Annotated in this window: 12 protein-coding genes; 9 read left to right on the top strand and 3 right to left on the bottom strand. The window is 68.1% G+C overall.

What is annotated here, in order from left to right; genetic code table 11:
* The first annotated feature begins 118 nt into the window (after positions 1–118).
* From BLQ28_RS13180 to BLQ28_RS13205, 6 genes are read left to right on the top strand one after another with little or no spacing between them, the layout of a single operon-like run.
* A complete protein-coding gene (locus tag BLQ28_RS13180; RefSeq protein ID WP_093239815.1) occupies positions 119–1381 on the top strand; it encodes a dienelactone hydrolase family protein in 1263 nt (420 codons plus the stop codon).
* The gene (locus tag BLQ28_RS13185) at positions 1378–2343 is read left to right on the top strand and encodes a PDR/VanB family oxidoreductase (RefSeq protein ID WP_093239817.1); all 966 of its coding nucleotides are present in this window, start codon (positions 1378–1380) and stop codon (positions 2341–2343) included. Before BLQ28_RS13180 ends, BLQ28_RS13185 begins: the two co-directional genes overlap by 4 nt.
* Positions 2344–2370: 27 nt before the next feature.
* Positions 2371–3684 (top strand): aromatic ring-hydroxylating dioxygenase subunit alpha, encoded by a 1314-nt coding sequence (locus BLQ28_RS13190; protein WP_093239820.1) that lies wholly within the window; start codon positions 2371–2373, stop codon positions 3682–3684.
* Positions 3681–4166, top strand: a complete 486-nt coding sequence (locus BLQ28_RS13195) for an aromatic-ring-hydroxylating dioxygenase subunit beta (protein ID WP_093239823.1) — start codon at positions 3681–3683, stop codon at positions 4164–4166. The genes BLQ28_RS13190 and BLQ28_RS13195 overlap by 4 nt, the downstream gene beginning before the upstream one ends.
* Complete coding sequence (locus BLQ28_RS13200) at positions 4163–4756, top strand: cysteine hydrolase family protein (RefSeq protein WP_093239825.1); 594 nt, start codon at positions 4163–4165, stop codon at positions 4754–4756. The genes BLQ28_RS13195 and BLQ28_RS13200 overlap by 4 nt, the downstream gene beginning before the upstream one ends.
* A complete protein-coding gene (locus BLQ28_RS13205) occupies positions 4753–5535 on the top strand; it encodes an SDR family oxidoreductase (protein WP_093239828.1) in 783 nt (260 codons plus the stop codon). The genes BLQ28_RS13200 and BLQ28_RS13205 overlap by 4 nt, the downstream gene beginning before the upstream one ends.
* A gap of 68 nt (positions 5536–5603) precedes the next feature.
* On the opposite strand, the gene BLQ28_RS13210 is transcribed toward BLQ28_RS13205, so the two are convergent.
* Complete coding sequence (locus BLQ28_RS13210) at positions 5604–6089, bottom strand: cupredoxin domain-containing protein (protein WP_093239830.1); 486 nt, start codon at positions 6087–6089, stop codon at positions 5604–5606.
* A 108-nt stretch (positions 6090–6197) separates the two neighbouring features.
* Complete coding sequence (locus BLQ28_RS32615) at positions 6198–6593, bottom strand: hypothetical protein (RefSeq protein WP_143012485.1); 396 nt, start codon at positions 6591–6593, stop codon at positions 6198–6200.
* Here BLQ28_RS32615 and chrA point away from each other — a divergent pair.
* Complete coding sequence (gene chrA, locus BLQ28_RS13215) at positions 6592–7980, top strand: chromate efflux transporter (protein WP_093239833.1); 1389 nt, start codon at positions 6592–6594, stop codon at positions 7978–7980. The genes BLQ28_RS32615 and chrA overlap by 2 nt on opposite strands.
* 9 nt (positions 7981–7989) lie before the next feature.
* Here the strand turns inward: chrA and BLQ28_RS13220 are convergent, their stop codons facing one another.
* Positions 7990–9066 carry an MBL fold metallo-hydrolase gene (locus BLQ28_RS13220; RefSeq protein ID WP_093239836.1) on the bottom strand — a complete coding sequence of 359 codons (1077 nt, stop codon included), beginning with the start codon at positions 9064–9066 and terminating at the stop codon, positions 7990–7992.
* Between the two features lie 121 nt (positions 9067–9187).
* On the opposite strand from BLQ28_RS13220, the gene BLQ28_RS13225 reads away from it, so the two are divergent.
* Together BLQ28_RS13225 and BLQ28_RS13230 are read left to right on the top strand one after the other, a co-directional pair.
* Positions 9188–10438, top strand: coding sequence for a metallophosphoesterase family protein (locus tag BLQ28_RS13225; RefSeq protein WP_093239839.1), 1251 nt, complete (start codon positions 9188–9190; stop codon positions 10436–10438).
* Positions 10439–10443: 5 nt separating this feature from the next.
* Complete coding sequence (locus tag BLQ28_RS13230) at positions 10444–13932, top strand: ATP-binding protein (RefSeq protein WP_093241610.1); 3489 nt, start codon at positions 10444–10446, stop codon at positions 13930–13932.
* Positions 13933–13975: the final 43 nt, after the last annotated feature.

Here is a 13975-nt window from a genome sequence, read left to right on the forward strand (position 1 = left end):
GCTTTGTGCAGCGAGGCGGCCTGCACGAAATGGACAGACAGCGGGGAGGGCGCTGCCCAGAATGCCCCGCAAACCCCACCTGTTTCCATCACATCCACCACTTCGAGAGACACCCACGATGAGTCAGTACATCGACATCCCGGCCACCGACGGCGGCCAGACCTTTCGCGGCTACTTGGCCTTGCCGGCCTCGGGGCGCGGCCCCGGCATCGTGCTGTGCCAGGAGATCTTCGGCATCAACGACTACGTGCGCGAGGTGGCCGATCTCTATGCCGAAGAAGGCTACGTGGTGCTGGCGCCCGACCTGTTCTGGCGGATGGAGCCGAACGTCGACCTGGGCTATTCGCCGGAAGACTGGCAGCGCGCCTTCGGCTTCTTCCAGAAGTTCGACATCGCCGCCGGCATTGCGGACGTCACTGCCAGCGTGAAGGCGCTGCGCGCGCACCCGGCCTGCACCGGCAAGGTCGGCGCGCTGGGCTTTTGCCTGGGCGGCAAGCTGGCCTACCTGGCGGCCGCGCATTCGGGTGTGGACGCGGCCGTGGGCTACTACGGCGTCGGCATCGAGGCGGCGCTCGACCTGGTGCCCAAGATCGAATGCCCGATCGCGCTGCACTTCGCCGAACTCGACAAGTTCTGCCCGGCCGAGGCACGCGCCCAGGTGCTCGACGCCTTCGCCGGCAAGCCGGGTGCGCAGATGTATGTGTACCCCGGCGTGGACCACGCGTTCGCGCGCACCGGCGGCGAGCATTTCGACAAGCCTTCCACCCTGATGGCGCACCAGCGCTCCATGGCGCTGTTCAAAGAAGCCATCGGCCCCGTCTACGACCTGTCGGCGCTCTGGGACAAGCACTGCGAGTACGAGTTCGCCACGCGCGACGTGGTCGCCACCATGGCCACGATGGTGAGCGAGCCCTACGTCAACCACATCCCGACCATGACCGGTGGGGTGGGGGCCAAGGAGCTGTCGCGCTTCTACAAGCACCACTTCATTCCGAGCACGCCGCCGGACACGCGGCTCACGCCCATCTCGCGCACCGTGGGCGCGACGCAGATCGTCGACGAAATGCTGTTCTGCTTCACCCACACGGTCGAGATCGACTGGATGCTGCCGGGCATCGCGCCCACCGGCAAGCCGGTGGAAATTCCGCTTGTGGCCATCGTGAAGTTTCGGGGCGACAAGCTTTATCACGAGCACATCTACTGGGACCAGGCCAGCGTGCTCGCGCAGATCGGCCTGCTCGACACCCAGGGCCTGCCGGTGGCCGGCGTGGAAACCGCGCGCAAGCTGGTCGATGAAAAGCAGCCGTCGAACACGTTGATGCCGCGCTGGTCGAAGTCGAACGGGCTGACCATCGCCGACCCCGCGCTGCCTCTGGGATGAAAGAAGCCGACGCCATGCTGGAACTCGTGGTGGCGGCGGTGAAGCCGCTCACGCCGACCATCACGTCCTTCGTGCTGCGCGATGCGCGAGGCGGTGCGTTGCCGCCGTTCGCGCCGGGCGCGCACCTGGGCGTGCAGGTGGTCCAGCCCAATGGGCGCACAGGGCAGCGTGCCTATTCGCTGGTGGCGCCGCACACCGGCGAAGACTGCTACGAGATCGCCGTGCTCCGCGAGCCGCAAGGCGCGGGCGGCTCCGCCTGGATGCATGGCTTGGCGCAGGGCGCCGTCATTGCCACGCACCCGCCCCGCAACGACTTCGCACTGCACAAGGGAAGCGCGCCGCCCTTGCTGATCGCCGGCGGCATCGGCATCACGCCGCTGCTGTGCATGGCGAGGGCGCTGGCGGCCGAAGGGCTGCCCTTCGACTTTCACTACGCCACCCGCAGCGAAGAGTCCACGGCCTACCTGCATGAAGTGCGCGCGCTGGGCGGGCATGTAGTTCACGATGGCGGCGACCCGTCGCGCGGGCTGGCACTGAACGCGGTGCTGGCGCGCCCGCAACCGGGCCGCCATCTGCATGTGTGCGGCCCCCGGGGCATGGTGCAGGCCGTGGTGGACACGGCCCGCGCGCTCGGATGGCCCGACGACCACGTGCACTGCGAACTGTTCGCCGGTGCCCTCGAACAGACGGGCGACACGGCCTTCGAGGTGCGCACCCTGCGCTCGGGCAAGACACTGACCGTTTCACCCCAACAGAGCCTGCTCGACGTGCTCATCGCCGCCGGGCTCGACCCCTTGTACGACTGCCGCCAGGGCGACTGCGGCGTGTGCGCCGTCGATGTGGTCGAGGGCATTCCCGACCACCGCGACCACAACCTCAGCGAACGCGAGAAGGCCGAAGGCCGGACCCTGTGCACCTGCGTGTCGCGCGCGAAGACGCCGCACCTGGTGCTCGACATCTGACGACGAAGTTTCAGGAGACCCACCCCCATGACGACAACCACCATCGACCTGCAGGCGCTCGTGCAGCCTGACCGCGTGCACAAGCGCGTCTACACCGACCCCGCCATCTTCGAGCTGGAAATGGACCGCGTCTTCGGCCAGGCCTGGCTGTACGTGGGCCACGAAAGCCAGGTGCCGAACGTCGGCGACTACTTCACCACGCGCCTGGGCCGCGAGCCCGTGGTGATGGTGCGCCATACCGACGGCGAAGTGAACGTGCTGTACAACCGCTGCCCGCACAAGGGCGCCAAGATCGTGCCCGACGGCAGCGGCAGCGCCGGCAAGTTCCTGCGGTGCCTCTACCACGGCTGGACTTTCAAGTGCGACGGCAGCCTGCTGTCGGTGCCGCTGCGCAGCGGCTATGAAGACACGGCGCTCGACCTCAAGGACGGGTCGCACTCGGTGCGCAAGGTGGCGCGCGTGGCAAGCCATCGCGGCTTCGTGTTCGCGAGCCTGTCCGAAGACGGCCCCGGGCTGACGGAGTTTCTGGGCGGCGTGGCGACCTCGCTCGACAATTTCTGCGACCGCGCCCCCGATGGCGAGGTGGAAGTGGCCGGCGGCGTGCAGCGCGTGATCCAGCGCAACAACTGGAAGATCTTCTTCGAGAACCTGCACGACACCATCCACGCGGTGGCCACGCACGAATCGTCGTGGCGCGCGGCCAAGGAAGAGTACGAAGCCATGCCGGCCGGCACGCGCAAGCCCTTCGAGGTGGTGATCGTCGACGGCAACGGCGAGCCGCTGGAGTTCTGGGCCAACCTCGAACTCAAGGGCTACGACCACGGCCACGGCTTCATGGAAGGCATCTTCGTGCCGCCCACCGATCCGGTGAGCCTGGCCTACGTGGCGTCGCTCGAAGCGAGCCAGGGCGCGCAGCGTGCCGACGAGATTCTTCGCGTGAACCGGCACAACACCATCGTGTACCCGAGCTGCTCGCCGCACACTTCGTTCCAGCAGATCCGCGTGATCCGGCCGCTGTCGGTCGACCGCACGCTGGTCGAGATCTTCAGCTTCAGGCTGAAGGGCGCGCCGGAGGCGAGCTTCCAGCGCACGCTGAAATACACCAACATCGTCAATTCACCCTCGTCGAACGTGATGCCCGACGACCTGGAGGCCTACAACCGCGTGCAGGAGGGGTTGGGCTCCGACGGCGGCGACTGGGTCAGCATGCACCGCGCGGCCGGGCGCGACCAGCCCCTGCCGGGCGGGCGCTCCTCCACCGGCAACAGCGAGATGCCGTCGCGCAACATGTTTGCCGCCTGGGCGTCGTACATGGGCGTGCAGGCCGGAGGTGCAGCATGAACTTCAACGACTGGCACGAGCAGCAGGAGATCACCCAGTTCCTGCACCACGAGGCACGCCTCCTGGACGAACACCGCTGGGACGAATGGCAGCGCCTCTTCACGCCCGACGGGCTGTACTGGGTGCCGCTGGTGCACGGGCAGACCGACCACATCAACCACGCGTCGCTGTTCTGCGAAGACGCCTTGCTGCGCTCGATGCGGGCGCGGCGGCTCGAACAGGCGCGCGCCTATTCGCAGCAGCCACCCACGCGCACGGTGCATGTGCTGGGCAACATCGCGCTCGAATCGCGCAGTGAGACCGGGTGCGTCGTGCGCTCGACCTTCCTGCTGCTCGAATGGCGCAAGACCGAGCAGCGCAGCTTCGGCGGCAGCGTGCTGCACACCCTGCGGCGCGAAGGCGGCGAACTGCGCATGCAGACCAAGCGCGTTGACCTGGTCAACTGCGACGCGCCGCACGAAGCCCTGCAGGTGTTCATGTGACGGCCGCGCTGCTGGCCATGCACTACCAGAACGACGTGTTGCACGTCGATGGCAAGGTGCGGGTGGGCGTGGCGGCCGACGACCCCGCGCGGCCCCGGCTGATCGCCTCGGCCGCGCGCCTGATCGCCGGTGCGCGGGCGAACGGCGTGCCGGTGATCTTCGTGCGCATCGCCTTCGCGCCCGGCTATGCGGACTGCCTGCGCAACTGCACGCTGTTCCGGCGCGTGGCCGAAACGGGTGCGGTGCTCGACGGGTCGTGGGGCGCGGAGTTCTATGACGAACTCGCGCCGCTGCCGGGCGAAGCCATCGTCACGCACAAGAGGAACAACCCGTTCTGGGCCAGCGGGCTCGAAGAAGCCGTGCGCCGCACGGGCGCCTCGCGCCTCTATGTTGCGGGCATCGCGACCAATCACGTGGTCGAGCATGGCGCGCGCCACGCCAGCGACCTGGGCTACGACGTGGCGGTGGTTGCAGATGCCTGCAGCACCGCACACGCGCATCTGCACGCAGCCAGCCTCGAAACGCTGGCGATGCTCGCGGATGTGATGAACGTCGACAGCGCGATCGCGCAGATGGAGGCCACGCCATGAACCTCGAAGGAAAAGTCGCCATCGTCACTGGCGCAGCCGCGATGCTCGGCAGCGCCATCGTGCGGGCCTTCGTGCAGGGCGGGGCGCAAGTGTTCGCGGTCGACGTCGATAGCGTGCGCGGCGAGGCACTGCAGGCCGAGCTGGGCCCGCGCTGCCGCTTCGTGGCCTGCGACATCGCATCCGACACCGCGCTCGATGCGCTGGTGGCCGACGTGCTCGCCAGCGCGGGCCGCATCGACTTCCTGGTCAACAACGCGGTGGTCTACGGCGACAAGGGGCTGGAGGCTTCGCGCGGCGAATGGCTGCAGGCGCTCGATGTCAACCTCGTTTCCGGTGCGATGCTGCTGCAGAAGACCGCCGACGCATTGGCGGCGCAGGGCGGGGCGGTCGTGAACATGGGCAGCGTCGGGGGCAAGTTCGGCGCGGCGGGGCGGGCGCTCTATCCCGCGGCCAAGGCGGCGATCCTGCAGCTCACGCGCAACCAGGCGGCGAGCCTGGCGCCGCGGCGGGTGCGGGTGAACTCGGTGTCGCCGGGCTGGACGTGGTCGGACGCGCTGTCCCGCATGGCCGGCGGCGACCGGGCGCATGCGGACCGTGTCGCGGCGCCGATGCATCCGCTGGGCCGCGCGGGCGACACCGACGACGTCGCGCAGGTGGTGCTGTTCCTTTGCTCGGACGCCGCGCGCTTCGTGACGGGCGCGGACATTCCGGTCGATGGCGGCTTCTCGATGCTGGGACCGGACCAGGGCCGCTCGGCGCGGGACTGGTTCGGTGGGTAGGCCGAACGGGCCGGCAGCAACGCCGGCCGCCGCATGGGGCCGTGACCCCATGGAAGCTGCGCGCCGGCCTACTTGCCGGACGCCTTGGCGACGCTCACGGCACCCTTCATGCCCATGTCGTAGTGGCCGGGCTGAAGGCAGCCGAAATCGACCTTGCCGGCCTTGGTGAACTGCCAGACGATCTCGCCCGTCTTGCCGGGCGCGAGCGTGACCATGTTCGGCTCGGCATGTTCCATCTCGGGGTTCTTCTTCATCGCCTCGTAGTGCGCCTTCAGATCCTTCTCGGTGCCGAGCACGAGTTCGTGCTTCAGGTTGCCGGAGTTGGAGACGATGAAGCGCACGGTCTCGTTCTGCTTGACGTCGATGTTGGCGGGCGTGAAGCGCATTGAGTCGGTCATGTCGACCTTGACCGTGCGCGTGACCTTCGCCGCCACGCCGGGCTTGCCCACGGCGTCGTCGGCGGCGTGGCCGCCCGCATGGCTGCCGGCCGCGTTGGCGCTCGCGGCGGTGAATACGGAAAGGGCGAACAGGGCCAGAGAGTGAAGCGTTTTCATGAAATTCCTTGTATGTCGGGGTATGTGAGGGGAAAAACCGGGAGCCAGATGAGCGGGCGCGCACGGCCGCACCCGCGACGGATCACGGGTGCAGAGGCACGGGCGCGCTCAGGCGCGAGGAGGTTTTTCGGGAACGCCGGGCACAAGGACCCGCAGGGCGCTGGGCCGCGCCGCCAGGTTCGCCGCCGGCAGATGAGGGAAGACCACGACGGATGCCGAAGGCATCAGCGCCGCCGCCTGGCAGGCGCCGCAGGTGCCGCACTTGTGGGCGGTATCACCATCCGGCGTGGCGTGGTCATGCGAAGAAGACGCGGCATGCACAGCCTGCACGGCCGATGGTGGCGGTGTCGGCGCGCAGAACGCCTGGGACACGGCCGCGAACCCCTGGAAGGGAATCGCAAGCATCAACGCCCACAGAAGCCACGCACGGAAACGACACATGCCAAAAATTTTATCGGCGCGTCGTCCGGCGGAGATTACATGTTGGTAATGTGTGCGACCCATGACGAAGGCCTCCGTGGACACCTCACAGCCACCCGCAGCGCCGGTGCCCGCATCGGCGATCCAGCCCGTTTCGTTCGCCGAAGCCCTGCGCTTCTGGTTCAAGCTGGGCTTCATCAGCTTCGGCGGACCGGCGGGGCAGATCGCGTTGATGCACACCGAGCTGGTCGAGCGCCGGCGCTGGATCAGCGAAAAGCGCTTTCTGCATGCGCTCAACTTCTGCATGCTGCTGCCCGGCCCCGAAGCCCAGCAGCTGGCCACCTACATCGGCTGGCTGATGCACCGCACGCGGGGCGGCATCGTGGCCGGCGCGCTGTTCGTGCTGCCCTCGCTGTTCATCCTGATCGCGCTCTCGTGGGTCTACCTGCGCTTCGGCAACGTGCCGGTGGTGGCGGGCATCTTCTATGGCATCAAGCCGGCGGTGACGGCGCTGGTGGTGCATGCGGCGCATCGCATCGGCACCCGCGCGCTGAAGAACGGGTGGGTGTGGGGCATCGCGGCCGCGGCCTTCATCGCCATCTTCGCGTTCGACACCCCGTTCCCGGCCATCGTGATCGGCGCCGGCCTGATCGGCTACTTCGGCGCGCGATGGCACCCGGAGGTGTTCGCGATCGGCGGCGGCCATGGCAGCGCCAGCAAGAGCTACGGCCCGGCGCTGATCGACGACGACACGCCACCGCCGCCGCACGCGCGCTTTTCGCGCTCGCACCTGGCCAAGGTGCTGGGCGTCGGGCTGGCTCTGTGGTTGCTCGCGATGGGCGCGCTCGTCGCCATGCAAGGCCTGCACGGCACGCTGACGCAGATGGGCTGGTTCTTCACCAAGGCCGCGCTGCTGACCTTCGGCGGCGCGTATGCGGTGCTGCCGTACGTCTACCAGGGGGCCGTCGAGCAGTACCAGTGGCTGTCGGGCGCGCAGATGATTGACGGGCTCGCGCTCGGCGAAACCACGCCCGGTCCGCTCATCATGGTCGTGGCCTTCGTCGGCTTTGTCGGCGGGTGGCTCAAGCAGGTGCTCGGGCCTGAAGCGCTGTTTTTGTCGGGTGCTCTGGCGGCCAGCGTGGTCACCTTCTTCACCTTCCTGCCGTCGTTCATCTTCATCCTGGCGGGCGGCCCGGCTATCGAGGCCACGCACGGGCGGCAGGGCTTCACGGCACCGCTGTCGGCCATCACGGCCGCGGTGGTGGGCGTGATCCTGAACCTGGCGCTGTTCTTCGCGTACCACGTGCTCTGGCCGCAAGGCTTCGGCGGGCACTTCGATGCGATTTCAGCCGTCATCGCGGTGGTGGCCGCCGTGGCGCTGTTCCGCTTCAAGATCGGCGTGATGCCGCTGCTGGGCCTGTGTGGCGCCGCAGGGCTGGCGATCACGCTGCTGGCGCCGGGCCTGCGCTGACGGCAGCGTTCAGGCCGAGGCGATGGCCCGGTACCAGTCGATGCCGGCGTCGTCCGTGTCGCGGGCGATCTCGCCGCGGTGAAGCAGGTAGTTGAGGCACGCCAGGCTTTCGCCCGTGGCCATGCCCAGCAGCGGAACGTCGGATTCGGCGATGGCGCGCGCGAACAGGCTGCCGAACACATCCACTGCGCGCTTGGGCGTCTTCAGCGCGTTCTTCAGGCGCTCGAGCGCGCGTTCCTGTCCCGTCTGCAGCCTGTCGATGCGCGCATGCAAACCGCGAAAGCACTCGTTGTGCGATGGCAGCACCAGCACGTCGTCGGGAATCTCGCGCTTGAGCTTGGCCAGCGACGCGAGCCAGTCGCCCATCGGGTTGGCGTCGGGTTCGACGGGCGACACCGACACATTCGATGAAATGCGCGGCAGGATCTGGTCGCCCGAGATCAGCACCTTGAGGTCAGGGCAGTACAGGCAGGCATGCTCCGGCGAATGGCCGTTGCCGGTCACGACGCGCCAGTCGTGCGCGCCGATGCGCAGCGTCTCGCCATCGCGCAGCCGCCGGAAGCTGTCGGGCAGCGGATGGATGTGCTTGCCGAAATTGCCGAAGCGCGTGCGGTAGGTCTCGATGGCCGCGTCGCCCCAGCCGGCGCGCCGGTAGAAGCCGATGGCGTCGTCGGGCGCCTCGCGGCCGGTGTCGGACACCATCACGCGGCACATCATGTATTCGGCGCGCGTCATCCACAGCCGCACGCCGAACTTGCGCGTGAGCCAGCCGGCCATGCCCACGTGGTCGGGGTGCATGTGCGTCACAAAGACGCGGGTCAGGCCGCGCGTGTCGGGCGAGTTGGCGAACAGCTCGCGCCAGACGGCCACGGTTTCTTCGGTGCGCACGCCCGTGTCCACCACGGCCCAGCCGTCGCCGTCGTCCAGCGCCCACAGGTTGATGTGATCGAGCGAGTAGGGCAGCGGCATGCGTATCCAGCGCACGCCGGCCGCCACCTCGATCGATTTGCCGCGTTGCGGAAGCTCCGCGAAGGGGTATACGAGCTTGCCCTTGGCGGCTTCCGCCGATTCTTCCAGACCGTCCATCGTGTGTATCTCCTGAGAGGTGGATTGTGACGCCGGCCCGCGCCGCACGCTCCATGCGCCGATGCAGCGGAACCGATAATGCGCGGTTGCCCGATACCCACCATCAACGAAGCGAGGCCGCGTGAAATTCATTCATGCCGCGGACATCCATCTCGACAGCCCCCTGCACGGCCTGAGCGCGTACCCCGACGCGCCCGCTGCACTGCTGCGCAACGCGTCGCGCGACGCGTTCTCCCAACTGGTCGAGCGCGCGATCGAAGAGCAGGTGGCCTTCGTCGTGATCGCCGGCGACCTGTACGACGGCGACTGGAAAGACCACAACACCGGCATCTTCTTCAGCAAGGAGATGGGGCGCCTGAAGCGCGCGGGCATCCGGGTGTTTGTGCTGTTCGGTAACCACGATGCCGAAAGCGAGATGACCCGAAAGCTCACCTTGCCCGACAACGTGCAGAGCTTTTCGTCGCGCAAGCCCGAGGTGCACCGGCTGGACGACCTGAAGGTCGCGCTGCACGGCCAGAGCTTCAAGGACAAGGCCATCACCGACAACCTCGTGCTGCGCTACCCGGAGCCCGTGGCCGGCTACTACAACATCGGCGTGCTGCACACGGCGCTGGAGGGCTACAGCGCGCATGCCAACTACGCCCCTTGCTCTCGGGCCGAACTCAATGCCCGGGGCTACGACTACTGGGCGCTGGGCCACGTGCACGAGTTCCAGCACTGGTCGGAGCAGTCCGAGATCGTTTTCCCCGGCAACCTGCAGGGGCGCCACATCCGCGAGACCGGCCGCCGCGGTGCGGTGCTGGTGACGGTGGAAGAAGGCCGCACGCAGGTCGAGCGGCTGTACCTCGACGTGCTGCGCTGGGAGTCGGTGGCGGTCGATGCGTCGGAATGCCATTCGATGGCCGACGTGGCCCGCCAGGTCGGCCGTTCGCTCGAAGACCTGCTGCAGGTCGACAGCCACGTGCCGCGCGCCGTTCGGGTCACGCTGGTCGGGCGCTCGCGGGCGCACGGCTCGCTGTTCGGCAAGGCGCATGAACTGCGCGCCGAAGTGCTGGGGCAGATCGCGGCCATCGGCAACGAACGGCTCTGGCTCGAAAAGGTGAAGCTCGCGACGCGGCCCTTCGACGCGGTAAACGATGTCGGCGCCCGCATGGACGCGATTGCCGATCTGCAGGAGATTCTTGGCGAGGCAGCGGCCGACCCGGCCTTCCTGGAACAGTTGCGCAGCGAGCTGCAGCCCTTCTTCGGCAAGGTGCCCGCCGACGTGAAGGAAGACGTGCCCTTCCTTGCGCTGGCGCGCGAGGGCGATTTCAGCGCGTTGCTCGCGCATGTCTCGCCGGCCTTGCTGGCCAGCCTGATGGACGGGGAGTGACGGCGATGCGCCTCAGGCAACTGCAACTTCTCAAGTACGGCAAGTTCGATGGCACGTCCATCGAATTTGCCAAAGCCGCGTGCGACTTCCACGTGATCGTCGGGCCGAACGAGGCCGGCAAGTCGACCGTGCGCAATGCCATTTCCGAACTGCTGTTCGGCATGCCGCTGCGCACCAAGCTCGACTTCAGGCATGCACTCACCGAGATGCGCCTTGGCGGCGCGCTGGAAAGCGAAGCGGGCGACACGGTCTTTCACCGGGCGCGTGGAAGAACGCCGCTGCGCACGCCGGACGACGCCACGCTGCCCGAAAACCATCTCGCGCCGTTCCTCGGAACTGCCGACAAGGCCTTCTTCGAACAGATGTTCTGCATGGACCACGAGCAGCTTGTCGAAGGTGGCAAGAGCATCCTCGATGGCTCCAAGGACGTCGGGCGCGTGCTGTTCCAGTCGGCTGCCGGCATCGCGAGCCTCGGCCCGGTGCGCGAGGCGCTGGAAAAGCAGGCGGGCAACCTCTGGGCGCCGCGCAAGGCCAGCAGCGACTATGCGCAGGCCGCGCAGCGCCTGGACGAAGCCAGCGCAGAACTCAAGAACGCACAGGTCAAGACGAAGGTCTGGAGCGACGCCAGGAGCGCGCTGGACGAGGTGCACGGCGAGATCTCCACCGAGGAAGCCCGGCGCCAGTCGCTGGAAGCGGTGCGCTCCCGGCTGGAGCGCGTGCGGCGGCTTGCGCCGTTCCTGCTCAAGCTGCAGAGCCGCGAAGCCGAACTGGCGGCGCTCGCGGAACAGGGCGAGGTGACCGAATTTCCATCCAGTGCCCTTGCCGATCTGAACGCTGCCGCCGCCGAGCTGGCGTCCGCCGAATCTCTCCTGCAGGCGCGCACCGCCGACGTGAAGACGCTGCAGGCCGCGTGCGACGAGGTGTCGTTCGACCGCAGCGTGCTGGCGTTCCGCAAGGACATCGAAGCGCTCGACGCGATGCGAAGCCAGTGCGTCAACCATCCGCGCGATCTGCCTTTGCGGCAGGCTGAAGTCGACCGGCTGCTTGAAGAAGCCAGGGCCGCCGCCGCGCAACTGGGCTGGCCGGGGGACGAGGCCGGCATTCGCGCCAGCCTGCCGACGGCGCTGGCGCTGAAGGCCGTTTCCAACCTGCTGCGGGACCGTGGCGCGGTGCACCAGACGATGCGCAGCGCAGAAGAGGCGGTACGGCAGAAGACGGCGGACCTCGACGGCGACCTCGCGGAGCTGCAAGGCCTGCAGGCGTCGGAAGTGCCGATGGCATTGCGGCAGGCGCTCGACGAAGCCTTGCCGCTCAAGAACAGCGGCACCCGGCTGCGGACTTTGAGTGTCGGGGTCGAGCAGGCCAACGAGCGGCTGAACCACGCGCTGGCCGCACTGGGCCGCTGGCGTGCGCCGGTCGACGCGTTGCGCGGCATGGAGGCGCCGTCCACCGCGCGCATCTCGGCGCTGCAACGCCAGCGCCACGAAGCCGCGACGGCGTGCGCGCATGCGCGCGAGAAGCTGGACGAATCCCACGCCGAAACGGCCCGCCTCGAACTCGAGGTGGCGCAATTCGAGCACGCGCACAAGGTGGTCACACCGACTGAAGTGCACGAGGCGCGCGCGAACCGCGATGTGACGTGGACATCGATCAAGCGCGGCGATGTGCCGGTCGCCGCCGGTGCGCCCGTGCTCGATGCGGCGATCCGGCTGGCGGACGAACTGGTCGATTCGCAGCTCGGCACCGCGACCGATGCCGCGACCCTGCAAGGCATCCGGCAGCGGCTGGAACGGGCGAAGGCCGACGTTCCGCGCTGCGCGCAGCAGCTTGCCAAATGCACGGCCGCACTCGAAGAAATCGACCGGAGCTGGTCGACGGCCGCAGCCGCTGCCGGCTGGACGGACATGCCGCTGGACGATGCCGCCGACTGGCTCGGCAAGCGGGCGGACGCGCTCGAAGCACAGGACATGCTGGCGCAACGGCAACGCGATCTGGACGAAGAAGCCTCGGCTTCGCGCCGTGCATGTGAGGCGCTGGCTTCGGCGCTGAAGGGCGCGGCCGTGGCCGTTCAGGCCGAAGACGATCTCGCCGCGCTTTGCGCGGCGGCCAGCCTCCATGTGAGCCATGCCGACGCTCAGCATGCCCGAAAGAGCGGACTGCAGCAGCAGGTGAAGCAGGCGCAACGCGCGCTGGAAAGCCTGAAGGCGAATGCCGAATCGGCCACGCGCGAGCACGAGGCCTGGGCGCTCCAGTGGTCCGCAGCCCTGCGCAGCGCGACGCTGCAAGCCGCTTCCGCGACCTTCGCCGAAGCCGAAGGCGCGGTCGAACTCGCGAACCTGGCGGCAGACCGGCTCGACAAGGCGGACGGCATCCGGCGCGAGCGCATCGACACGATGCGGGCCGACCTGGAAAGGCTGGAGGCTGAAGCGCGGCGGCTCTCGGCGCAACTGGACCCTGCGTTGCTTTCGCTGGGCGACTGGCCCGAAGTGTCCCGGCGCCTGTCGCAACGCCTGCAGGAAACGACCAGCGCGGCGCAGAAGGCCGCGCTCGCCGAGACCGCGCTGCAAGCGGCGCAATCGCAGGAGCGCGAGGCCGGCCTTCGCGTGCGCACCGTGCACGCGCGGCTCAAGCCTTTGCTGGACCTGGCCGGCGTCGAGTCCGCGGCCGCGGCGCTGCCGCTCGTGGAGCGTTCCGACAGGCAGCGGGCGCTGCGCCAGGATTTGGCCGAGGCGCGCGAGGCGCTCATTCAGGACGGCGACGGCCTGACCCGCGAGGCCATCGAAGCCGAGATTTCGGGACACGCCCCGACCGAGGTGATCGGGCTGCTCGAACAGGCCCGCAATGACCTTGCCGCCGTGACCGAACGCCTGAACCTGCTGGTGCAAAAGCGCGTGACCGCGGAGCAGGCTTTCTCGGCCATCGCGGGCCAGGCCAATGCCGCAACCGCCGAAGCACGGCGCCAAGAAGCGCTGGCCGCGATGGGCGAGGTTGCCGAGCAATACCTGGAGGTCGCGACGGCGGGCAAGCTGCTCAAGTGGGCCATCGACCGCTACCGCGACCGCAAGCAGGGCCCGATGCTTCAGCGAGCCAGCACGGTGTTTTGCGAGCTCACGCTGGGCGACTTCACCAAGCTGGGTGTGGACTACGAGAAAGACACGCCCGCGCTCTACGCCCGCCGCAAGAGCGGGCAGGTGGTCGAGGTTTCGGGCCTGAGCGAAGGCACGCGCGACCAGCTCTACCTGGCGCTGCGCATCGCCGCGCTGGAGCTTCATCTGGAGAACGCGAAGGCATTGCCCTTTGTGGCCGACGATCTCTTCGTCAACTTCGACGACGCACGCGCCAAGGCCGGACTGCGGTCGCTGCGCGAGCTGTCGACGCGAACGCAGGTCGTGTTTCTCACGCACCACGATCACCTGTTGCCCTTCGTGCGCGAAGTGTTCGGCGACGGCGTGAACATCATCGAGCTTCAAAGGGATGCGATGGCTGGCGGATGAATTGCGGAACCTCCGGGCAGCGTGGGCCTCTTACCCAGTTTTT

This window comes from Variovorax sp. EL159 (genome assembly GCF_900100965.1).
Taxonomy (GTDB): domain Bacteria; phylum Pseudomonadota; class Gammaproteobacteria; order Burkholderiales; family Burkholderiaceae_C; genus Variovorax.